Genomic DNA, 22,857 nt, shown 5'->3' on the forward strand with positions numbered 1-22,857 from the left:
GTGACATTGGGGAGGACAGAGCGGTTGGTCAGCGGGGGCCGGTGGGGATGCCCAGCTGGCCGATGCCGACGGACACCGTCGCGGTCTTGGACATCTCGGATCCGGGCGGCTGGGCCTGGGTCACGACCTTGCCCACCTGATCGGCCTCGAGGGTCGCCTCGGGGTGCTGCGACAGCTGGCTCGACGACCCGGTCCAGCCGGCCCGCCGCAACGCGTCCAGCGCCTGCGACACCGTCAGGTTGCTCAGGTCCGGCATCTGGATCATGTTGCCGTTGGACACCTTGAGCGTGATGGTTGTGCCCCGCGCCGCGGAGGTACCGCCGGTCGGGTCGGTGGACACGACCTGGCCCTTGGTCTTTCCCGAGTCGACGTTCTCGACCTGCACCTTGAACCCGGCGCCCTCGATGTTCGGCTGCGCCACCTCGAGCGTCTGGCCGACCACGTTCGGGACCCGCACCTGCTCCGGGCCGCTGCCGAGGGTGAGCTTGACGGGGCCGTTGATCTCGACGTTCGCGCCCGCCGCGGGGTCCTGCGCGGTCACCTTGTCCAGTTGGTCCGTCGTCGACGGCGCTCGGTCGACCGCCGGATCGAGGGTCAGACCGACCGCGTTGAGCGCCTGCGAGGCCTGCGCCTGGCTCATCCCGGTCAGCTTCGGGACCTCCACCTGTTCCGGACCGCTGGACACGTCGAGGGTCACCGTGGTGCCCTCGTCGGCCTTGCTTCCGGCGACGGGAATGCTGGCGATGACGTTGCCCTTGGCCACGACGGCGCTCGGCTTCGGCTGCGTCTGCACGCGGAAACCATCGTTCTGCAGCGTGGTCTGGGCGGCCTGCGCCGACTGGTTGGTGACGTCGGGCACGGTCTTCTGCGCGGCCTTCGAGCCCGGGCCGAGCGACCACAGGAAGGCGCCGATGATGCCGACGACGACGAGCGCGCCGACGGCCAGCAGAACCGTCCGCACGGCCTTGCGCTTGGCGGGCGGTGCGTTCTGGGGTGCCGGCGCCGCGGCCGCGGCCGGGACGGGTTCGGCGGCGGGGGCCGCCGCGTACCGGCCCGACGAGTCCATCGCGCCGAGGATCGTGGTGCGGTCCTCGTCGTTCATCACCATCGGCGCGCCGGGGCGCTGACCGCCGAGCACCCGCACCAGGTCGCTGCGCATCTCGGCGGCGCTCTGGTAGCGGTTCGCCGGGTTCTTGCTCATCGCCTTGAGGATGATCGAATCCAGTTCGCGCGGGATGTCGGGGTTGACCGACGACGGCAGCGCCGGGTCCTCCCGGACGTGCTGGTACGCGACCGCCACCGGTGAGTCGCCCTTGAACGGCGGTTCGCCCGTGAGGATTTCGAACAGCACACAGCCCAGCGAGTACACGTCCGAGCGCGCGTCGACCTGCTCGCCGCGGGCCTGCTCCGGGGAGAGGTACTGGGCGGTGCCGATGACCGCGGCGGTCTGCGTCATCGGGCTCGAGCTGTCCGAGATGGCGCGGGCGATGCCGAAGTCCATCACCTTCACCGCGCCGGCACGGTTGATCATGATGTTGGCGGGCTTGATGTCTCGGTGCACGATGCCGTTGCGGTGGCTGAAGTCCAGCGCCGCACACACGTCGGCGATGACCTCCATCGCCCGGCGCGGGGGCATCGGGCCCTCGCCGCGGACGATGTCGCGCAGCGTGACGCCGTCGACGTACTCCATCACGATGTACGGCAGCGGCCCGCCGTCCGTCTCGGCCTCGCCGGTGTCGTAGACGGCGACGATCGCCGGGTGGTTCAGCGCGGCCGCGTTCTGCGCCTCACGCCGGAAGCGCAGGTAGAACGTGGGGTCGCGGGCGAGGTCCGCGCGTAGCACCTTGATCGCGACGTCACGACTGAGGCGCATGTCGCGCGCCAGGTGCACCTCGGACATGCCACCGAAGCCGAGAATCTCGCCCAGCTCGTAGCGGGAGGAGAGTTTGCGCGGTGTGGTCATGGCTGTCCTTGGGGGGCTGGGCTCGTGGTCTCGCCCGGCGTGGTGGCGGTCGTGGTCGGGTGCTTCGTGGTGGTGACGGCCTTCGTCGTGGTGGTCGTCGGAGGCTCGGTGGTGGTGGTCGTGGTGGGTGGTTCGGTGGTGGTCGTCGTCGGTTCCGTCGTCGTGGTGGTCGGTGGTTCGGTGGTGGTCGTAATCGGCGGTTCCGTCGTCGTTGTCGGCTGCCTGGTGGTCGTCGGCACGTGGGTGGTCGTGATCGGGGGCCTGGTGGTCACCGGGGTGGTCGACGGCGCCTCGCCGCCACCGAACAGCAGCATTCCCGCGCCGATCAGCAGTGCCGCCAGCAGCAGGCCGCCTCCGCCCCAGGCCATCACCTTCTGCCCGGTGGTCAATCCCGACGGCGCCGCCGGTACCGAACCCGACTCGGGGCCAGCATATTCGGACTGGGACGACGGGAGCATCTGGGTCCCGGCGGCGGGCGGCACGACCACCGTGGTCGCGGCGGTCTGGCGCCCGGCGCCCGGCAGCGGCGGCCGCAGACCCGAGCGAACCGCCGCGACGGCGTCCGCGAACTCGCCGCCGCTGCCGTACCGGGCGGCGGGGTCCTTCGCCATCGTGATGTCGATCAGTTCGCGCACGTTCGGCGGCAGGTCCGCAGGCAGCGGGGCCGGGACCTCCTGCACGTGCTTCATCGCGACCGTCAGGGCCCCGTCGCCGGAGAACGGACGGAACCCCGCCAGCGCCTCGTAGCCGACGACGCCGAGCGAGTACACGTCGCTGGCAGGCGACGCGTCCTGGCCGAGGGCCTGTTCGGGGGCGATGTACTGGGCGGTGCCCATGACCATCCCGGTCCGGGTGACCGGCGACGCCTCGACGGCCTTCGCGATCCCGAAGTCGGTGATCTTCACCTGGCCCGTGGGGGTGATCAGGATGTTGCCCGGCTTGACGTCGCGGTGCACCACGCCGGCCGCGTGCGCGACCTGCAGTGCGCGGCCCGTCTGCTCGAGCATGTCCAGCGCGTGCGGCAGCGACAGCCGGCCGACGCGGGCCAGCACCGCGTTCAGCGGCTCGCCGTTGACCAGCTCCATCACCAGGTAGGCGGTCGCCTGGCCGGTGGCGTCCCGGGTCTCGCCGTAGTCGTAGATGCCGGCGATCCCGGGATGGTTCAGCTGCGCGGTGGTGCGCGCCTCGGTGCGGAACCGTTCGAGGAACTCCGGGTCGGTGGAGAACTCCGACTTGAGCACCTTGACCGCCACCCGCCGGTGCAGCCGGTTGTCGGTGGCCTCCCAGACCTGGCCCATGCCCCCGGTGGCGATCAGGCGCAGCAGTCGGTAGCGGTTCGCGATGACGCCGCCGTTGTTGAGGGTCACGGTTCAGCCCCCCTGCTTCAGTGCGGCCGAGATGACGGCCCGGCCGATCGGGGCGGCCACGGAGCCGCCGGTCGCGGCGAGCGCGCGGTCGCCGCCGTTCTCCACGATCACGGCGATCGCGACCTGCGGATTCTGGGCGGGGGCGAAACCGATGTACCAGGCGTGCGGCGGGGTGTTGCGCGGGTCGGTGCCGTGCTCGGCGGTGCCGGTCTTCGACGCGATCTGCACGCCGGGGATCTTCCCGCCGCCGCCGGTGTTGTTCTCCGATCCGACCATCAGGTCGGTGAGCGTCGCCGCGACCTGCGGTGAGACGGCCTGCCCCTTGGACTCGGGGTTGGTGGTGGCCAGGTTCGACAGGTCGGGGCTCTGCAGCTGCGCGACGAGGTGCGGCTGCATGCGGACGCCGCCGTTGGCGACGGTCGCGGCGATCACCGCGTTCTCGAGCGGGCTCAGCGCCACGTCGCGCTGGCCGATGCTGGTCTGGCCGAGGGCGGCGTCGTCGGGGATGGAACCGACGGTGCCGTCGGCGACCGGGATCGGGATACCGGGCGAGTCGGGTTCGACGCCGAACGCCGCGGCCTTGTCCTTGAGGGCGTCGGCACCGGTCTTGATGCCCAGTTCGACGAAGGCGGTGTTGCACGAGCGCGCGAACGCCTCCCGCAGGGACGCGGTCGGGCCGCCGCCGCAGGTGGTGCCGTTGTAGTTCTCCAGCGTGGTGCTGGTGCCGGGCAGGGTGATGTTCGGCGCGGCGGTCAACTGCTCGTCCGGCGTCGCGCCCTTCGACAGCGCGGCCGCCGTGACCACCACCTTGAACGTGGAGCCGGGCGGGTAGGTCTGCGACACCGCGCGGTTGAGCAGCGGCTTGTCCGGGTCGGCGTTGAGGGACTCCCACGCCTGCGTGCTCACGGTGCCGTCGTGGCTGGCCAGCAGGTTGGGGTCGTAGCTGGGGGTGCTCGCCATCGCCAGGATCTCCCCGGTGCTCGGCTTGATCGCGACGACGGATCCGGTGTAGCCCTTCGCGGTCAGCTGGTCGTACGCCACCTGCTGCACGACCGGGTTGATCGTGGTGACCACGTTCCCGCCGCGCGGGTCGCGACCGGACACCAGGTCGAAGAAGCGCCGGCCGAACAGCCGGTTGTCGGAGCCGTTGAGCACCGCGTCCTCGCTGCGCTCGAGGCCGGTGTTGCCGTAGAGCATGGAGTAGAAGCCGGTGACCGGGGCGTTCGCGAACGGGCTCGACGGCGCCGCCGGGTTCGGCGGATAGGTCCGCAGGTACTTGTACCGGTCGTCGGTCGGGACCGAGGCCGCCAGCACCTGACCGCCCGCCGAGATCTGCCCGCGCTGACGGGAGTACTCGTCGAGCAGGACCCGCGAGTTGCGCGGGTCGGTACGCAGGTCGTCAGCCTTGATGACCTGGACGTAGGTGGCGTTGGCGAGCAGAGCGACGACCATCACCATCACCGCCATCGCGACGCGCCGCAGCGGGGTGTTCATGGGCGCCTCAGCATTTCGGTCGGTGCGTCCGCGATGGGCGCGGGTCCCTTCTTCTTCGGTTCGGGTGGGGTGCGGGCGGCGTCGGAGATCTTCATCAGCAACGCCAGCAACAGGTAGTTGGCCAGCAGCGAGGATCCGCCGTAGGACATGAACGGCGTGGTCAGGCCGGTCAACGGGATCAGCTTGGTGACGCCGCCGACGACGACGAACACCTGGATCGCGACGGTGAACGCGAGCCCGGCCGCGAGCAGCTTGCCGAAGCTGTCACGCACGGCGAGCGCGGTCCGCAGCCCGCGGATGACGAAGATCAGGAACAACATCAGCACCGCGGCCAGGCCGATCAGCCCGAGCTCCTCGCCGATGGTGGCGACGATGAAGTCGGTCTTGGCGAACGGCACCTGCGAGGGCCTGCCGCTGCCGAGTCCGGTGCCCGCCAGCCCGCCGGTGGCGAGCCCGAACAGCGACTGGGAGATCTGGAATCCGGTGTTGTTGTAGTCGGCGAGCGGGTCCAGCCAGGTGTCCACCCGGACCCGGACGTGCCCGAACACCTGGTACGCGAAGACGAACCCGATCGCGAGCAGGCCGACGCCGATGAGCAGCCACCCGACCCGCTCGGTCGCGATGTAGAGCAGCACCAGCACCGTGCTGAACAGCAGCAGGCAGCTGCCCAGGTCGGTCTCGAGGACCAGCAGGCCGATGGAGACCACCCAGGCCATCAGGATCGGGCCCAGGTCCCGCGCGCGCGGGAGGTCGACGCCGAAGAGGTGCTTGCCCGCGGTGGTGAACAGTTCGCGCTTGGACACCAGCACGGACGCGAAGAAGATGATCAGCAGGATCTTCGCGAACTCGCCGGGCTGGATGCTGAAGAACGGCAGCTTGATCCAGATCTTCGCGCCGTTGACCTCGGACATCGAGGCCGGCAGCACCGCCGGGATCGCCAACAGGATCAGGCCGGCCAGGCCCAGCGTGTAGCTGTACCTGGCGAGCAGGCGGTAGTCCCGCAGGAACACCAGGACCGCGATGAAGCCGGCGATCGCCAGCGCGGTCCACATCACCTGCTGGTTCGCGTCGGGGGAGGGGATGGCCCGGCCGAAGTAGGCGGCGGTCGCGGCGTCCGCGAGGTCGAGCCGGTGAATGAGCACCAGGCCCAGACCGTTGAGCAGCGCCACGATCGGCAGCAGCAGCGGGTCGGCGAACGGGGCGAAACGGCGCACCGCGAGGTGCGCGATCAGGAACAGGGCGGCGTACGCGAGCGCGTACTTGGCCAGGTCCCAGGTGATGGACTGCTCCTGGCTGGCCTCGACCAGTACCAGCGAGATCGTGGTGATGACGATCGCGCAGCAGATCAGCGCGAGTTCGACGCCGCGTCGGTTCGACTGTTGCGGCGCGGGCGCGAATCCTCCGGGCGGGCTGGGGAAGGAGGCGCCCGACGGTGCGGCGGACACTGACATCAGCGACCGGTCCTGCAGTTCTGCCCCGGAATCAGGGCGGGAGTCGTCGGCGCGGACACAGGCTCGGTGGTGGGGGCCGGTTCGGGGGCGGGTGCCGGGCCGGGCGTCGGTGCGGGCGCCGCCCCGGGTGTCGGCGTGGGCGCCGGTACCGGCGCGGGCACGGGTGCCGGTGCCGGTGCCGGGGTCGGGGTGGTCGCGACCTCGCAGACCGGCAGCAGGTCGCCGACGGTGAGCCGGGTCATCTGGCTCTTGGCGTCGTCGAGGGAACCGGAGGGCAGCCCGGCGCGGACCTGTTCGCGGGCCGAGGGCTGCAGGTCGTCGACCATCAGCACCGAGCACGTCGCGGGCTTGGCGTCCGGCGGCACGAGGCTCAGCTTGCCTGTGTCGGTGACGCACCCGACGAGGTCGACGTCCTGCAGCGAGTACCCGAGCACCGAGCCGGGTACGCCCTGCAACACCGCGACGCGACCGTCGCTGGCGCCGACGTAGTAGTTGTGCCGGATCAGCACCCGGCCGATCACCAGGCCCGCGACGACGACCGCAATCAGGCCCAGAGACAACAGGATCCAGCGCAACCGGTGGCTCTTCTTCGCGGGCTCCGGGTCGGCCGGCACGGCGACCCGGCGCGGATTTGCGCGCGGCGGACGCATCGCCGCGGCACGGCCGGCGGCGGTGTCGGGCGGCGGCGCGTCCTCCTCGTCCTCGGTGGACGCGGCGCCCGCGACGATCGGGTGGCTCTGGCCGTAGTCGACGTCGACCACGTCGGCCACCACCACGGTCACGTTGTCCGGTCCGCCGCTGCGCAGGGCGAGTTCGATCAGCCGGTCCGCGGAGTCGCCGGGCTCGCCGTCGCTGAGCACCTCGGTGATGGTCTCGTCGCTGACCACGTCGGACAGCCCGTCGGAGCACAGCAGGTAGCGGTCGCCGGTGCGGGCCTCGCGGACGGTGAGGGTGGGTTCGATCTCGTTGCCGGTCAGCGCCCGCATGATCAGCGAGCGCTGCGGATGCGTGTGCGCCTGCTCGGCGGTGATGCGGCCCTCGTCGACGAGGGACTGCACGAACGTGTCGTCGCGGGTGATCTGGGTGAGCGCCGCGTCGCGCAGCAGGTAGGCGCGGGAGTCGCCGATGTGCACCAGGCCGAGTTTGCTGCCCGCGAACAGGATTGCGGTCAGGGTGGTGCCCATGCCGTCGAGTTCGGGCTCCTCCTCGACCTGCTCGGCGATGGCGGCGTTGCCGTCGCGGGTCGCTGCCTCGAGCTTGCCGAGCAGGTCGTCGCCGGGCTCGTCGTCGTCGAGATGGGCGAGGGCGGCGATCATCAGCTGCGAGGCGACCTCGCCGGCGGCGTGACCGCCCATTCCGTCGGCCAGCGCGAGGAGTCGGGCGCCCGCGTACACGGAGTCTTCGTTGTTCGAGCGCACCAGGCCGCGGTCGCTGCGGGCCGCGTAGCGGAGGACGAGGGTCACGGGCGCAGCTCGATCACGGTCTTGCCCACTCGAACCGGGGTACCGAGCGGCACTCGAACCGCGGTGGTCACCTTGGCGCGGTCCAGATAGGTGCCGTTGGTGGAGCCGAGATCTTCGACGTACCAATCGGTTCCGCGCGGCGAGATGCGGGCGTGGCGGGTGGAGGCATAGTCGTCGGTGAGGACGAGCGTGGAGTCGTCGGCCCGGCCGATCAGCACCGGCTGGGTGCCGAGCGTGATCCGGGTGCCGGCGAGCGCGCCCTGGGTGACGACGAGGTTCTTGGCGACCTTCTGCTTGCCGAAGGTCGGCAGGACGGAGGAGCTGCGCGAGTAGCGGGTCGGCACCCGTACACCGGACGCGGCGTACACATCACTGCGCAGCGTCCGGAGGACCGCCCACACGAACAACCACAGCAGCAACAGGAAGCCTGCCCTGGTCAGCTGCAGGATGAGTCCCTGCACAGCGGTCCACCTCCTCCTCTGGCGAGCGGGTTTCCCCGTGTACTCCGGCGTTTGCTGGCAGCATCCTATGGCGATGCGGCCGAGGTCGATCGCGATATGGGCGTGCCCAACCACAATACGGAACTCGCAGGGAATTCCGGCGGTGCGGCTCTGAGATTGTCGATCGTGGCGACTAGATGATGCGCACCAGGATCTCCGAGTGACCGGCGCGGATGACGTCGCCGTCGGCGAGCTGCCAATCCTGCACGGGCGCACCGTTGACGGTGGTCCCGTTGGTGGAGCCGAGGTCGGAGAGCATGGCGACCTGGCCGTCCCAGCGAATCTCGATGTGCCGACGCGAGACGCCGGTGTCGGGAAGCCGGAACTGCGCCTCCTGGCCACGACCGATCACGTTGCGACCCTCCCGCAGCTGGAAGTTGCGGCCGCTGCCGTCCTCGAGCTGCAGGGTGGCGGTGAGGGTGCGGTTGGGGTCGAAGCCGCCGTACTCGGAGCCGTACGGCTGGGCGTAGGCCTGCTGCTGCCCGTAGGCGGGGTACTCCTGCTGCGCGTACGGGTTTGCCGGGTAGTCGCTGGGCGGGTACGGGTTCGCCGCGTAGTCGGCCGGCGGGTAGGGGTTCGCCGCGTAGTCGGGCGCCGGGTAGTCGCTCGGCGGGTAGGGGTTCGCCGGGTAGTCCGCCTGCTGGTAGTCGGCCTGCGGGTAGTCGTAGCCCTGCGCCTGAGGCTGAGCCGGCGGGTACGCGGGGGACTGCTGCTGCGCGCCGGCGCCGCCGGTCGGGTACTCGCTGCCGTTGCGGTGCCCGTTGTGGGCGTACCCGTTGTGCGGACCGGCCTGGTCGTAGCCGGTCTGCGACGCCGCGCCCGGATATGCCGGGTAGCTGCTGCCGTTCTGTGCGTATCCGTTGGCCGGATAGTCCTGCTGGTACCCGGACCGACCCTCGCCGCGGTCGTCCGCGGGCTCACGATTGGGGTCGAAGCCTGAGTTCTGCGTCATGTAGCCAGCTCCTGGGTTCAAGGGTGCGGAGGGTCGTGCCTGCGCGGGCGGTAACGGTACTGCCTGCCCCCGGTCGGGGTGGGAAGTTGCGCCCACGTCCGGGTTCACCGCTCCGCTGGTCCGGAACTGACCGGTGTGCAGCGTGGGTGACGACTCGAACCGAACGGTGATCGGTCCGTATGTCTGCCATCCCTGGTCGCGGATGAAGCCCTCAAGGTGTCGGGCGAATGCCTTCACTGTCAAGTCTCGGTCCGCGGCCAGTTCTTCGTGGTCGGACTCGTTGATGGTGATCACGTAGGAGTTCGGGGCCAGCAGGTGTCCGCCGTCGAGGTGTTCGACCCGGTCGGCGGCCTCGCGCTGGAGCGCGGCTTCCACCTCCTGGGGGACGACTCCGCCGCCGAACACCCGGGCGAAGCCGTCGCCGACGGCGCCCTGGAGCCTGCGCTCGAATCGCTGGACGATCCCCATGGTGCCTCCTCTCCCACGTTCTCCGCGTGTCGCAGCCTCGGGGCCGCCTCTGCATGATATCTACCTTTCCCGCGGGGCGGTGGGGGCTCGGTGCTCCACCGCAGGTGAGGGGGGCGAATCGTGATTCAAGGGCGGGTCGTGTTAGTGTTTCCAGCGTCGCTCGGGCGAGTGGCGGAATGGCAGACGCGCTGGCTTCAGGTGCCAGTGTCCTTCGGGACGTGGGGGTTCAAGTCCCCCTTCGCCCACCATCAGCAGTTCCACGAACTGCACAGAACGAGGTCACGAACTCGAAAGAGGTCGTGACCTCGTTCTCGTTGGGCGGTCGGTTGCCCAGTTCCGGATAGATTCCAGCCCAGCCCAGCCCAGGCGGCGGCTCGCTCGGCTGTGTTTTGGTTGGTGCGGCTCCACCGCACTCCCGGCCCCAGGGGCCGCCGTAGCGGAGCTGTCTCAATCCCCAACCCGCGCAGGTGTATCGGAAGGTCGCCCCACCACTGGCATCCGGATGAAGGTCGATCCGACTCGCCCCTCGCGACGCCCGCGGGGACGTGCTCGTTCATCACCGAACCCGGTGTCACCAACACGCTGTTCGAGGCGGCCCATCCGGACGCGCCGGCGGTCGACCACTCCACCCTGCGCTCGAGTCCGCAGGCCGCGGTGTGGATCGTCGAGCAGCTCGCGCGCTGACCGTCGATGGGCCCCGGATCCCTACTCTCGTGGTGACCTTCACCACAACGCCCTGGGATCACGATCCGGTCACGCTATGGTTACCGCAACACTGACCGCAGCTGACTCGATCGCTGCGGTCAGTAGTCATTTCAGGGCCTTTCGCCGTCATCGGCGCATTGTCACGAGCCCGAGCGCCCCGTCCCGCACCCGTCGTCCTCGTCCGGACGTGGCCACCCGCGCCATCGTCGCCGACGCGCACACGAGCATGCGGGTGCGAAGGCGGCGAGCCCGGTCGTAGCGACGCAGGGCGGTCCCGACGTCCGGACTCTCGCTCAGTGCCCGTCCCAGTGCCGCCCCGTCGACGATCGCCTCGCAGGCGCCCCGGCCGAGGTTCGGCGCCATCGCGTGCGCGGCGTCGCCGACGAGTGCGACGTTCCCGCGCACGTAGGACGGCATCGCGGGGGAGTCGTACAGGTCGTGGTGGAGCAGGGCGGCGGGGTCGAGCCGGTCGAGGATCTCGCGGACCCGGGGGTGCCAGGCGCTGAACCTCGAGCGCAGGAACTCGATCCCGCCGTCGGCGCCGCCCGGTTCGGTGCGGACGGCGGCGAAGAAGTTGGTGAGGTCACCGTCGCGCGGGGTGATCCCGAACAGCGCGCCGTCGCCCCAGGTTTCGCAGGCGCCGGCGGCGGTTCCCGGTGTCCACCCGCGCCAGGCGGCCATCCGCAGGGGACGCGGGCGGTAGCCCTCGCCGAACACCGCGTCCCGGATCCGGCTGTTGATGCCGTCCGCCCCGATCACCACATCGGTCGTGTCTCCGGCCGGACCGGTGACGGTGCTGTCGTAGTGCACGGCGGACGACGGCACCGACTCGGCGAGGATCCGCAGCAACGCCGGGCGGGAGATCAGGTGGGTCGTGCCCCCGCGTACCGCGACGCGCGCGATCGTCGAACCGTCGGGGCGCAGGATGGTTCCGGACGACTGGGGCACTCCGCGTGCCCGGACCCGGTCGCCGAGGCCGACGTCGTCGAGGGCGGCCAGCGCCTGCGGCCACATGCCGAGCGCCGTCCCGGTCGTCGGGGGGCCGTCGGCGCGCTCGTGGACGTGCACGTCCCATCCCGCTCGCAGCAGGTAGTTCGCGACGGTGAGCCCGCCGATGCCGCCGCCGATGACCGTCGCTGTTCCTCGCATGAACCGAACCTACTACCGATGTAGTGAATTTACTACCGATGTAGTGTGAGGGCATGTCGGACAAGCGCGAACGGGTCCTGGACGCCGCGATCGACCAGCTCGGCACTCGCGGCCTGCGCGGGTTGACCCATCGTGGGGTCGACGCGGCGGCCGGAATGCCGGAGGGATCCACGTCGAACTACTTCCGGACCAGGGCCGCCCTGATCGAGGCACTGATCCTGCGACTGGTCGAGTGCGACCGCGAGGACTGGCGGCTGCTCGGCGCACAGCCGGTCCCGGCCACAGTCCGCGACCTGGCCGACGGGCTTACCGGATACGTGTTTGTCGCCACAGGCGCGAACCGGGTGCGCACCGCCGCCCGGATCGCACTGTTCGCCGAGGCGGTGTCGGTCCCGGGGCTCGCCGAGCCGCTCGCCGCGGCCCGTGCGGACCTGGTCGAGTGGGGCGCGCGGATGCTCGCCGCGCTGGGTTCGGCCGAGCCCGCCACGGGCTGCCGGATCCTCGTGGACTACCTCGACGGCGTCATCTTTCACCAGTTGTCCACCCCCGCAGCGGAATTCGATCCGGGCCCGGGGATTGTGACCGTACTCGGCGCGCTCGTGCCCGGTGGCGGCGCGACACCGGTGCCGGGGTAGCGCACCCGTCGGCCTGCCGGGGTGCCGACAGCGCGGCACCGTCCGGCCGCCCCCGCCGGCCGGACTTCGTTACGCGATCGACGACGCCGCCGAGCCCTCTCGCGGGCCGACCGGTCGCCGCTCGAACCCGAGGTCAGAAGGGGTGGCAGGCTACCCTAAGTTGGCGCGAACGTGGGGTCCTGAATTATCGTTTTCGGAACATGCTGGACACACAACCGTCCAGATAGTCAGTCAACGACGTCGCCGGAGGCGGGATCACATCCCGACCGCCGTCCGCCGCCGCCGTTGACGAGGCGCGCTGACCCGACGCTGTGTCGGCGCTTGTATTGCCACGTGATGGCCATCAGCGTTGCTGGTCGTCTGTGCATCTGACGCACACGAAGGCTAGGTATGAAGCAACTTCCAGGCCACAGGTCTCCCGGACCCCAGGGCCTCTACGACCCCGCGAACGAGCACGACGCCTGTGGTGTCGCGTTCGTCGTCGACATGCACGGTCGGCGCAGCCGCGACATCGTCGACAAGGCGATCACCGCGCTGGTCAACCTCGAGCACCGCGGCGCGGCCGGATCCGAGCCGAACACCGGCGACGGCGCCGGAATCCTGCTCCAGGTGCCGGACTCGTTCTTCCGTGCCGTGGTCGACTTCGAGCTGCCCGCCGAGGGCGCGTACGCCACCGGCATCGCGTTCCTCCCGCAGGCCCACGACGACCTCGACGAGGCCGTCGCGGCGGTCGAGAGGATCGTCGTGGAGGAGGGCCTGCAGGTCCTCGGCTGGCGCGAGGTCCCCACGGACGACTCCTCGCTCGGCGCCCTGGCCCGCGACGCGATGCCGACCTTCCGTCAGCTCTTCGTGGCGGCGGCGGACGCGGCCGTCGCCGGCATGGACCTCGAGCGCCGCGCCTTCGTGATCCGCAAGCGCGTCGAGCACGAGCTCGGCGACGAGGGTGCCGGTCAGGACGCTCCCGGCCGCGAGTCGGTGTACTTCCCGAGCCTGTCCGGGCAGACCTTCGTCTACAAGGGCATGCTCACCACGCCGCAGCTCAAGGGCTTCTACCTGGACCTCCAGGACGAGCGGATGGAGAGTGCCCTCGGCCTGGTGCACTCGCGCTTCTCCACCAACACCTTCCCGTCGTGGCCGCTGGCGCACCCGTTCCGTCGCGTCGCGCACAACGGCGAGATCAATACCGTCACCGGCAACGAGAACTGGATGCGCGCGCGTGAGGCGCTCATCTCGTCCGACGTGTTCGGCGACGGCGCCCTCGACAAGATCTTCCCGGTCTGCACCCCCGGCGCCAGCGACACCGCGCGCTTCGACGAGGTGCTCGAGATGCTGCACCTGGGCGGCCGCAGCCTCCCGCACGCCGTGCTGATGATGATCCCGGAGGCCTGGGAGCGGCACGAAACGATGGACCCGGCCCGCCGGGCGTTCTACGAGTACCACTCCACCCTCATGGAGCCCTGGGACGGACCGGCGTCGGTGTGCTTCACCGACGGCACCGTCGTCGGCGCCGTGCTGGACCGCAACGGTCTGCGCCCGAGCCGCATCTGGGTCACCGAGGACGGCCTGGTCGTCATGGCCTCCGAGGTCGGCGTCCTCGACATCGACCCCGCCAAGGTGGTCAGCAAGACCCGCCTGCAGCCGGGCCGGATGTTCCTGGTCGACACCGCGCAGGGACGCATCGTCAGCGACGACGAGGTCAAGTCCCAGCTCGCGGCCGAGCACCCGTACCAGGAGTGGCTCGACGCCGGCCTGGTGAAGATGGAGGACCTGCCGGCCCGCGAGGTCGTGCACATGAACCACGAGCGCGTGCTGATCCGTCAGCAGGTGTTCGGGTACACCAACGAGGAGCTGAACGTCCTCGTCGCGCCGATGGCCAAGACCGGGGCCGAGGCCCTCGGCTCGATGGGCACCGACACCCCGATCGCCGTCCTCTCGTCCCGTCCGCGACTGCTGTTCGACTACTTCTCGCAGCTGTTCGCTCAGGTGACGAACCCGCCGCTGGACGCCATCCGCGAGGAGGTCGTCACCAGCCTCGGCGGCAGCCTTGGACCGGAGGGCGACCTGCTCAACCCCGGCCCGGAGTCCTGCCGGCTGCTGGCGCTGCCGCAGCCGATCCTGCACAACGACGACCTCGCGAAGCTGGTTCACGTCAACGACGACGGTGAGTTCCCCGGTTTCCGCTCGGTCGTCATCCCCGGCCTGTACCGGGTCGCGGACGGCGGCGAGGGCCTGCGCAAGGCCCTCGACGACATCCGCTTCCAGGTTTCCGAGGCGATCGCCGGTGGCGCACGCATCATCGTGCTCACCGACCGCAACTCCAACGAGACCTTCGCCCCGATCCCGTCGCTGCTGCTGACCTCGGCGGTGCACCACCACCTGGTGCGCGAGCGTTCGCGGACCAAGGTCGGCCTGGTTGTGGAGGCCGGTGACGCCCGCGAGGTGCACCACATGGCCACCCTGGTCGGCTTCGGCGCGGCCGCGGTCAACCCCTACATGGCCTTCGAGACCATCGAGGACATGATCGAGGGCGGCGAGCTCACCGGCATCACCTTCGACGTCGCGGTCAAGAACTACATCAAGGCGGCGGGCAAGGGCGTGCTCAAGGTGATGTCCAAGATGGGCATCTCCACGCTCGCCTCCTACACCGGCGCGCAGCTGTTCCAGGTCATCGGCCTGTCGCAGGAGCTCGTCGACGAGTACTTCACCGGCCTGAACTCGAGCCTCGGCGGCATCGGGCTCGACGAGCTCGCGGCGGACATCGCGGTCCGCCACGCCTCGGCGTACCTGCCCCGCAAGGAGGAGCGCGCGCACCGCGAGCTCGAGGTCGGCGGCGAGTACCAGTGGCGTCGCGAGGGCGAGTACCACCTGTTCAACCCGGACACGGTGTTCAAGCTCCAGCACGCGACCCGCACCGGCCAGTACTCGATCTTCAAGGAGTACACCAAGCTCGTCGACGACCAGTCCGAGCGGCTGGCCTCGCTGCGTGGTCTGTTCGAGTTCAAGCAGGGTGTGCGCGAGCCGGTCTCGATCGACGAGGTCGAGCCGGCCTCGGAGATCGTGAAGCGGTTCTCCACCGGCGCCATGAGCTACGGCTCGATCTCGGCCGAGGCGCACGAGACCCTCGCCATCGCGATGAATCGTCTTGGTGCGCGGTCGAACTCGGGCGAGGGTGGCGAGCACCCGTCCCGCTTCGAGGTCGAGGAGAACGGCGACTGGCGACGGTCGGCGATCAAGCAGGTCGCGTCGGGACGCTTCGGCGTCACCTCGCACTACCTGTCCAACTGCACCGACATCCAGATCAAGATGGCGCAGGGCGCCAAGCCGGGTGAGGGTGGCCAGCTGCCGCCGCACAAGGTGTACCCCTGGGTCGCCGAGGTGCGTGGCTCCACCCCGGGCGTCGGCCTCATCTCGCCGCCGCCGCACCACGACATCTACTCGATCGAGGATCTCGCGCAGCTGATCCACGACCTGAAGAACGCCAACCCGCAGGCCCGCATCCACGTGAAGCTGGTCTCCGAGATCGGCGTCGGCACCGTCGCCGCGGGCGTCTCCAAGGCGCACGCCGACGTGGTGCTCATCTCCGGTCACGACGGTGGCACCGGCGCCACCCCGCTGACCTCGGTCAAGCACGCGGGCGCGCCGTGGGAGCTCGGCCTCGCCGAGACCCAGCAGACCTTGCTGCTCAACGGTCTGCGCGACCGCATCGTCGTGCAGGTCGACGGCCAGCTCAAGACCGGCCGCGACGTGGTCATCGCCGCGCTGCTCGGCGGCGAGGAGTTCGGTTTCGCGACCGCGCCGCTGGTCGTCTCGGGCTGCGTGATGATGCGGGTGTGCCACCTGGACACCTGCCCCGTCGGTGTTGCGACCCAGAACCCGGTGCTGCGCAAGCGTTTCGCGGGCAAGCCCGAGTTCGTGGAGAACTTCTTCATGTTCATCGCCGAGGAGGTGCGTGAGCTCCTCGCCGAGCTCGGTTTCCGCACCCTCACCGAGGCGGTCGGACAGGTCGGCGCACTGGACACCACCAAGGCGCTCGAGCACTGGAAGGCCTCCAAGCTCGACCTGTCGCCGATCCTGGCGCAGACCGAGTCGGCGTTCATGGACCAGGACCTGTACTGCACGGGCAGCCAGGACCACGCGCTGGAGAAGGCGCTCGACCAGCAGTTGATCGCACAGAGTCGTGCGGCCATCGATGACGGCGTGCCGGTGCAGTTCGAGTCGAAGATCACCAACGTCAACCGGACGGTCGGCACCATGCTCGGCCACGAGGTGACCAAGGTGCACGGCGGTGCGGGCCTGCCCGAGAACACCATCGACATCACGTTCACGGGCTCGGCGGGCAACAGCTTCGGTGCGTTCGTGCCGAGCGGTATGACGCTGCGGCTCCACGGCGATGCCAACGACTTCGTCGGCAAGGGCCTGTCGGGTGGACGCATCGTCGTTCGCCCGCCGCTGGAGACCTCGGCAGGGTTCGTCGCCGAGGAGAACATCATCGCGGGCAACGTGATCCTGTTCGGCGCCACCGGCGGCGAGGCCCTGATCCGCGGCATCGCGGGCGAGCGCTTCGCGGTCCGGAACTCGGGCGCGACCGCGGTGGTCGAGGGCGTGGGCGACCACGGCTGCGAGTACATGACCGGTGGCCGGGTGGTGATCCTGGGCACGACGGGACGCAACTTCGGTGCCGGCATGTCCGGCGGGGTCGCGTTCGTCTACAACGCCGACAAGTCCTTCGAGGCGAACCTCAACACCGAACTGGTGGATCTCGAGGATCTCGAGCACGAGGACTTCGTCTGGCTCAAGGGTGCCATCGAACGGCACCGGGACGAGACCGGATCCGAGGTTGCCGCGCGCATCCTCGCGGACTGGTCTCAGCAGGTCAATCACTTCGCGAAGGTGATGCCGCGCGACTACAAGAAGGTGCTCGTGGCGATCGACACCGCGAAGAAGAACGGAACTGACGTGGACGAGGCGATCATGGAGGCAGCTCGTGGGTGACCCGACAGGCTTCCTCAAGCACACCTCGCGTGAACTGCCGGTCCGGCGGCCGGTGCCGCTGCGGCTGATGGACTGGAAGGAGGTGTACGAGGACTTCGATTCGAAGACCCTCCGCACCCAGGCCAGCCGATGCATGGACTGCGGTGTTCCGTTCTGCCACAACGGTTGTCCCCTCGGGAACCTGATTCCCGAGTGGAACGACCTGATCCACAAGGATCGCTGGCAGGACGGCATCGACCGGCTGCACGCGACGAACAACTTCCCGGAGTTCACCGGGCGGCTGTGCCCCGCGCCCTGCGAGGCGTCGTGCGTCCTCGGCATCAATCAGGACCCGGTCACCATCAAGCAGGTCGAGGTCGAGATCATCGACCGCGCCTTCGACGAGGGCTGGGTCAAGCCGGTCCGCACGTCCAGCCTGACCGGCATGAAGGTGGCGATCGTGGGCTCCGGCCCGGCGGGTCTGGCCGCCGCGCAGCAGCTCACGCGGGCCGGCCACACGGTGACGGTGTTCGAGCGCGAGGACCGCATCGGCGGCCTGCTGCGCTACGGCATCCCCGAGTTCAAGATGGAGAAGCGCCACATCGACCGGCGCCTGGTCCAGATGGAGTCCGAGGGCACCGTCTTCCGCACCGGCGTCAACGTCGGCGTCGACATCTCGGTCGAGCAGCTGCGCGCCGACTTCGACGCGGTGGTGCTGGCCGGCGGTGCCACCGAGGCCCGCGACCTGCCCATCCCGGGCCGCGAGCTCGACGGCATCCATCAGGCGATGGAGTTCCTGCCGATCGCGAACCGCGTGCAGAACGGTGACCTCGACGCCCCGACCATCACGGCCGAGGGCAAGAAGGTCGTCATCATCGGCGGCGGCGACACCGGCGCGGACTGCCTCGGCACCTCCCTGCGTCAGGGCGCCGAGATCGTGCACCAGTTCGAGATCATGCCGCGTCCGCCGGAGGCCCGCGCGGACTCCACCCCGTGGCCCACGTACCCGCTCATGTACCGGGTGTCCTCGGCGCACGAGGAGGGCGGCGAGCGGGTCTTCTCGGTCAACACCGAGGAGTTCGTCGGCGAGAACGGCAAGGTCACGGCGCTCAAGGCGCACGAGGTCGAGATGAAGGCCGGCCGTTTCGAGCGGGTCGAGGGCTCCGAGTTCGAGCTCGAGGCCGACCTGGTGCTGCTGGCGATGGGCTTCGTCGGCCCGGAGAAGCCGGGTCTGCTCACCGACCTGGGCGTCGACCTCACCGACCGCGGCAACGTCGCCCGGTCGAGCGAGTGGGCGACCAACGTCCCCGGCGTGTTCGTCGCCGGTGACATGGGCCGCGGTCAGTCGCTGATCGTGTGGGCCATCGCGGAGGGTCGCTCGTGCGCGGCCGCCGTCGACGCCTTCCTCGAGGGCGGCACCACCTCGCTGCCGTCGCCGATCAAGCCGACGGATCTTCCTCAGCGCTAGTTCGCGAGCCGGTGAAGGCCGGCGCACGCTCGGCAATACCCGCCGTCCGGCCAGTCCGGACGGCGGGTTTGTCGTTTTCGGGGTCTCGCCATGCGCACTGTCGGTCAATTGGACGAATGTCCGGGTGAAATTGGACGGATGTTCAGTCAATCCCTTCCGTTTCCTTGTCGTGACCATTACCCTCCGCGGTGAGATGTGACTGTAATCACAGACGCAGGTCACCTTCTCTTGGGTGACCCCACAGGAGGTAGTTGTGCGCCTTACCCTTCAACGTCGCTTGGCGACACCCCTCGTCGCGGCCGGTGCCGCGATGGCACTGATGCTCGGCGGTGCCGGTACCGCCGTCGCAGATCCGCCACCGCCCGCGTCGTCGGGCGACCAGTCGGCCGACAATCTGCGCTGGAACCTGAGCCTGTCCGGCGTGAACGGCGCCGCGGTCGACAGCTCCCAGCCGGGCGTCAACGTCGTCCACCCGGGCGACACCGTGACCTACAGCGCGAAGATCTGGAAGACCGCCGGCATCGGCCGGTACATCACCGCGATCCGGCAGATTCAGCCCGTCGGCTTCCAGTACCTCTCGCACACGGTGAGCAAGCAGTCGAACATCTCCAACGACGGCGCTGCCGGAGTCAAGGCGACGTGCACGGGCGGCGGCTGCAGCTCGGTGCCGATCCTGGGCAACAAGGGCTACCTCGACAACGTGAACTTCGACGTCACCTACAAGATCCCCACGACCCAGGCCTTCGGCGACTACAACGCCGGCTTCGTGTTCGACGTCTACGCCTTCAGCACGCAGTCGGGCGCCAACCCGGCCGGCGCGTGGGTGCGCGTCGTCGACCCCGCCGTCAACACCACCACCGACCTGCAGGTCCCGGCGACGGCCAAGACCGGCGCCTCGGTCAACCTGACGGCGAACGTCGGACCGGCGAACGCGGTGGGCACCGTCCAGTTCAAGGACGGCGGCGCGAACATCGGTAACCCGGTCACCGTCGCCGGCGGCAGCGCGAGCCTCCCGCACACCTTCGACACCGTCGGCGCGCACAACATCAGCGCCGCCTTCACCGCCGGTGCGGGCTTCCACGACTCGGTCTCCGGCGTGAAGACCGTCGACGTGACGGCCGACACCAACACCGCGATCCAGGTCCAGGCCACTGCGCTGGTCGGTGACGACGTGCAGGTCACCGCGACGGTCACCCCCGCGACCGCGGTGGGCACCGTGCAGTTCAAGGACGGCGCGACCAACGTCGGCGAACCGGTCCAGGTGGTCAACGGCACCGCCTCGATCACTCGCAAGTTCGACGAGGCGGGCACGCACAGCTTCGTCGGCGTGTTCACCGGCACCGCCGGCTACACGGACTCGGTGTCCCCGCCGGCCCCGCTGACCGTCAAGGACGCCGACTGGGGCACCACCACGACCGTGCTCGAGCCGGTCACCGCGGTCGTCGGCACCCCGGTGAACCTGTCCGCCACCGTCGGCCCGATCCCGAACGGCGGTGACGTGAAGTTCCGCGTCGACGGAGTCGAGGTCGGCACCGCGCCGGTCGGCACCGGCGACGGCGTCGCGATCCTCTCGCACACCTTCACCACCCCGGGTACCGCCAAGGTCGTCGCCGAGTTCACCGGCACCACGGGATTCACCGGTTCCACCTCGACCGAGTTCGACGTGACGGTCAAGGCGCCGGACACCCGTGAGGCCACCACCACCGCGCTGGCGGTCACCGGCACCTCCACCGTCGGGCAGGCCATGACCTTCAAGGCCACCGTCGCCCCGGCCGGAGCCAACGGCACCGTCCAGTTCAAGACCGGCACCACCGCGATCGGCGCCCCCGTGCCCGTCGTCAACGGCGTCGCGACCCTGACGCACACGTTCGACCAGGCGGGTACCTACGGCGTCACCGCCAGCTTCGTCGGTGGCGACGGGTTCAAGGACTCCGTCTCCGGCCCGACCGTGGTCAACGTGAGCGCTGCCGGCACCCCCGGCGGCGGAGGCAGCCTCGACACCGGTTCGCTGTCCAGCCTCTTCGGCAGCTAGCCCAGCCCCACCCACAACCGTGCCCCGGGGCGTGAGCGACTCACGCCCCGGGCCGGGTGGGCCACTGACTTTCCCTCATTCGTAGGAGAATTCATGCAGAACAAGAGAGTTCGCCGGTTAGCGACTCCGATCACCGCCGGTGCCGTCGTCGGCATCACCCTGCTCGGCGGGGTTCCCGCCCAGGCCGCGCCGACCACCACCTCGTTCAACAACAGCTGCCGGATCACCCCGTCCGCCGTCGCTTCCCCGACGACCGAGACGAAGGATGCGTCGGTCACCGTCGACGCGCCGGAGACGGTCAACGCCGGAGACACCTTCGACGTGACGATCATCCCGCCGCCGATCACCTTCCCGAACTCGAGCTCGGGTGCGAGCGTGCAAAACGTCTCGCGCATCAAGATCGACGTGGCCGTCCCGGACAACGCCGACTACCTCGGTGCGGACATCCTCCCCAACACGAGCAGCGGCCTCAGTGGTGTTGCACCGAACCTGTTGCGCGTCAACGAGAACGGGAACCCCGATCCGAACGGCACTGTGCTGCGCCTGTCGGGTAACAACGCGACGATCGGAAACGGTCCCAGCTCGAGCAAGAACAGCGAGGGCGGCATCGTCGCCAAGGCCTCGTCGGGTTCGGAGACCACCTTCCAGCTACCCCAGGTGAAGGCACATCTACGCGCCCGCAACGCGGGTGACGTCAACGTCAAGCTTCGCACCGCCGGTGCTGCCGGAACGTTCGGGAACGATGCGAACTTCCTCACGTTCCTGCCGAAAGCGACGCTGATCATCACCGCCTGGGCGCCGACCCAGTGCAGCCCCCGCGACGGCGAGACCGCACCGCTCAACGCCGGCGCCGGCCCGCTGGCCACGACGAGGATCGTCGAGGCCGACAAGGCGACCACGACGACGATCGTCGGACCCGCGGCCGCGAAGAACGGCACCCCGATCACGTTGACCGCCAACGTCGCTCCGGGAGCCAACGGTGGCACGGTGCAGTTCAAGGACGGCGGCGCCCCGCTCGGTGCCCCGGTGACGGTCGCGGGCGGCAGCGCCGCCATCTCGCCGACGTTCACGACCGATGGGGATCACTCGATCACCGCCGAGTACTCCGGTGCCACAGGGTTCCTGGCGTCCACCTCGGCGGCCAAGGTGGTCAAGGTCACCACCGACGCGCCGCCGGACGCGGTCACCACCACCACGGTGACGGCACCGAACAATGCCAAGGTCGGTCAGGACGTCAACCTCACCGCGAAGGTCGATCCGGCCGGCAGCGGCGGAACGGTGAACTTCGTCGTCGACGACGGCGCGCCGATTCCGGGCATGGTCGGCACCGACGGTGTCGCGGTCGCGCCGTACACCTTCACCACCACCGGCACGCACAAGGTGGTGGCGAAGTTCACCGGTACAACGGGATTCGCGCCCTCCACCTCACTGGCCTTCCCGGTGAGCGTCACCACGCCCGCGCCGGCGGATGTGGACACCACCACCACGCTGGCTCCGGTCGGCACGGTGGCGAAGGGGGTGCCGGTGGTGCTCAAGGCGACGGTCGATCCGGCCAATGCAAAGGGCAAGGTGCAGTTCAAGATCGGTGACGTGCTGCTCGGCGGGCCGGTCGATGTTGTCGACGGTGTCGCGACCCTGCCCACGACGTTCGCCAACTCCGGCACCTACAACGTCACCGCGGAGTTCACCGGTGCCGCCGGGTTCACCAGCTCGGCCGCGGCGCCGCAGACGCTGACCGTGCCCGGTGCGACCGATCCCGGAAACGGCGGCGGGCTCGGTAGCCTCGCCAACCTCTTCGGATCCTCGGGCTAGCGACAGGTTGCTCGAAACGGAGTGCGCCGCCGGCACACGGCCGGCGGCGCACTCTGCGGTTCGGGGCACCATCGCCCCGCAACGACATTCGGGGCAGATGTCCTGAGGACCCGATCGAGTGCCCCTGACAGTCTTCGATCCGGTCACCGATGTACCACAGTTGTCACCAGCGTCGCGTTGCGACGAGAATTGGGAGAACTACTCGTGCGTCCAACAATTCGTCGCATCGCGACACCCTTCCTCGCGGCCGGTGCCGCGATGGCACTGATGCTCGGCGGTGCCGGTATCGCCGTCGCGGATCCGCCGCCCGCGTCGTCGGGCGACCAGTCGGTCGACAATCTGCGCTGGAACCTGAGCCTGTCCGGCGTGAACGGCGCCGCGGTCGACAGCTCCCAGCCGGGCGTCAACGTCGTCCACCCGGGCGACA

The 22,857-nt window shown here is 69.6% G+C and carries 14 protein-coding genes and 1 tRNA gene; 7 read left to right on the plus strand and 8 right to left on the minus strand.

Features of this window, described 5'->3' with window-relative positions; all coding sequences use genetic code 11:
- Positions 1-28: 28 nt before the first annotated feature.
- The 7 genes from pknB to ACFXGJ_RS08315 form a co-directional block, all read right to left on the minus strand.
- Positions 29-1,963, minus strand: a complete 1,935-nt coding sequence (gene pknB / locus ACFXGJ_RS08285; RefSeq protein WP_378617868.1) for a Stk1 family PASTA domain-containing Ser/Thr kinase — start codon at positions 1,961-1,963, stop codon at positions 29-31.
- Positions 1,960-3,330 (minus strand): serine/threonine-protein kinase, encoded by a 1,371-nt coding sequence (locus tag ACFXGJ_RS08290; RefSeq protein WP_378617869.1) that lies wholly within the window; start codon positions 3,328-3,330, stop codon positions 1,960-1,962. Before ACFXGJ_RS08290 ends, pknB begins: the two co-directional genes overlap by 4 nt.
- 3 nt (positions 3,331-3,333) lie before the next feature.
- Positions 3,334-4,824, minus strand: coding sequence for a peptidoglycan D,D-transpeptidase FtsI family protein (locus tag ACFXGJ_RS08295; protein WP_378617870.1), 1,491 nt, complete (start codon positions 4,822-4,824; stop codon positions 3,334-3,336).
- The gene (locus ACFXGJ_RS08300; RefSeq protein WP_378617871.1) at positions 4,821-6,275 is read right to left on the minus strand and encodes an FtsW/RodA/SpoVE family cell cycle protein; all 1,455 of its coding nucleotides are present in this window, start codon (positions 6,273-6,275) and stop codon (positions 4,821-4,823) included. The genes ACFXGJ_RS08295 and ACFXGJ_RS08300 overlap by 4 nt, the downstream gene beginning before the upstream one ends.
- Positions 6,275-7,738 (minus strand): protein phosphatase 2C domain-containing protein, encoded by a 1,464-nt coding sequence (locus ACFXGJ_RS08305; RefSeq protein WP_378617872.1) that lies wholly within the window; start codon positions 7,736-7,738, stop codon positions 6,275-6,277. The genes ACFXGJ_RS08300 and ACFXGJ_RS08305 overlap by 1 nt, the downstream gene beginning before the upstream one ends.
- Positions 7,735-8,199, minus strand: a complete 465-nt coding sequence (locus ACFXGJ_RS08310) for an FHA domain-containing protein (RefSeq protein ID WP_378420724.1) — start codon at positions 8,197-8,199, stop codon at positions 7,735-7,737. The genes ACFXGJ_RS08305 and ACFXGJ_RS08310 overlap by 4 nt, the downstream gene beginning before the upstream one ends.
- Positions 8,200-8,371: 172 nt before the next feature.
- On the minus strand, positions 8,372-9,658 hold the full coding sequence (locus ACFXGJ_RS08315; RefSeq protein ID WP_378617873.1) for an FhaA domain-containing protein: 1,287 nt from the start codon (positions 9,656-9,658) through the stop codon (positions 8,372-8,374).
- 162 nt (positions 9,659-9,820) lie between these two features.
- Here ACFXGJ_RS08315 and ACFXGJ_RS08320 point away from each other — a divergent pair.
- Positions 9,821-9,906, plus strand: a tRNA-Leu gene (locus tag ACFXGJ_RS08320).
- Between the two features lie 583 nt (positions 9,907-10,489).
- Here the strand turns inward: ACFXGJ_RS08320 and ACFXGJ_RS08325 are convergent.
- On the minus strand, positions 10,490-11,512 hold the full coding sequence (locus tag ACFXGJ_RS08325) for an FAD-dependent oxidoreductase (protein WP_378617874.1): 1,023 nt from the start codon (positions 11,510-11,512) through the stop codon (positions 10,490-10,492).
- A 53-nt stretch (positions 11,513-11,565) separates the two neighbouring features.
- On the opposite strand from ACFXGJ_RS08325, the gene ACFXGJ_RS08330 reads away from it, so the two are divergent.
- From ACFXGJ_RS08330 to ACFXGJ_RS08355, 6 genes are all read left to right on the plus strand, one after another.
- Positions 11,566-12,147: a TetR/AcrR family transcriptional regulator gene (locus ACFXGJ_RS08330; RefSeq protein ID WP_378617875.1), complete on the plus strand. Its 582-nt coding sequence runs from the start codon at positions 11,566-11,568 to the stop codon at positions 12,145-12,147.
- 390 nt (positions 12,148-12,537) lie between these two features.
- Entirely contained in the window at positions 12,538-17,139 is a 4,602-nt protein-coding gene (gltB, locus tag ACFXGJ_RS08335) for a glutamate synthase large subunit (protein ID WP_378617876.1), read from the plus strand.
- A complete protein-coding gene (locus ACFXGJ_RS08340) occupies positions 17,132-18,586 on the plus strand; it encodes a glutamate synthase subunit beta (protein ID WP_378617877.1) in 1,455 nt (484 codons plus the stop codon). The genes gltB and ACFXGJ_RS08340 overlap by 8 nt, the downstream gene beginning before the upstream one ends.
- Positions 18,587-18,863: 277 nt before the next feature.
- On the plus strand, positions 18,864-20,618 hold the full coding sequence (locus tag ACFXGJ_RS08345; protein ID WP_378617878.1) for an Ig-like domain repeat protein: 1,755 nt from the start codon (positions 18,864-18,866) through the stop codon (positions 20,616-20,618).
- 93 nt (positions 20,619-20,711) lie between these two features.
- The gene (locus tag ACFXGJ_RS08350) at positions 20,712-22,430 is read left to right on the plus strand and encodes an Ig-like domain-containing protein (RefSeq protein WP_378617879.1); all 1,719 of its coding nucleotides are present in this window, start codon (positions 20,712-20,714) and stop codon (positions 22,428-22,430) included.
- Positions 22,431-22,634: 204 nt separating this feature from the next.
- Positions 22,635-22,857: hypothetical protein (locus tag ACFXGJ_RS08355; protein ID WP_378617880.1), on the plus strand; the 223-nt coding region annotated here is incomplete at its 3' end.

It is taken from the genome of Rhodococcus sp. NPDC059234 (assembly GCF_042754225.1).
GTDB lineage: Bacteria > Actinomycetota > Actinomycetes > Mycobacteriales > Mycobacteriaceae > Rhodococcus_G.

Bases quoted from the DNA above. Each gene is read 5' to 3' on its own strand.
- pknB (WP_378617868.1), bottom strand. From the start codon at position 1,963: ATGACCACACCGCGCAAACTCTCCTCCCGCTACGAGCTGGGCGAGATT.
- ACFXGJ_RS08295 (WP_378617870.1), bottom strand. From the start codon at position 4,824: ATGAACACCCCGCTGCGGCGCGTCGCGATGGCGGTGATGGTGATGGTC.
- ACFXGJ_RS08300 (WP_378617871.1), bottom strand. From the start codon at position 6,275: ATGTCAGTGTCCGCCGCACCGTCGGGCGCCTCCTTCCCCAGCCCGCCC.
- ACFXGJ_RS08315 (WP_378617873.1), bottom strand. From the start codon at position 9,658: ATGGGGATCGTCCAGCGATTCGAGCGCAGGCTCCAGGGCGCCGTCGGC.
- ACFXGJ_RS08325 (WP_378617874.1), bottom strand. From the start codon at position 11,512: ATGCGAGGAACAGCGACGGTCATCGGCGGCGGCATCGGCGGGCTCACC.
- ACFXGJ_RS08330 (WP_378617875.1), top strand. From the start codon at position 11,566: ATGTCGGACAAGCGCGAACGGGTCCTGGACGCCGCGATCGACCAGCTC.
- gltB (WP_378617876.1), top strand. From the start codon at position 12,538: ATGAAGCAACTTCCAGGCCACAGGTCTCCCGGACCCCAGGGCCTCTAC.
- ACFXGJ_RS08350 (WP_378617879.1), top strand. From the start codon at position 20,712: ATGCAGAACAAGAGAGTTCGCCGGTTAGCGACTCCGATCACCGCCGGT.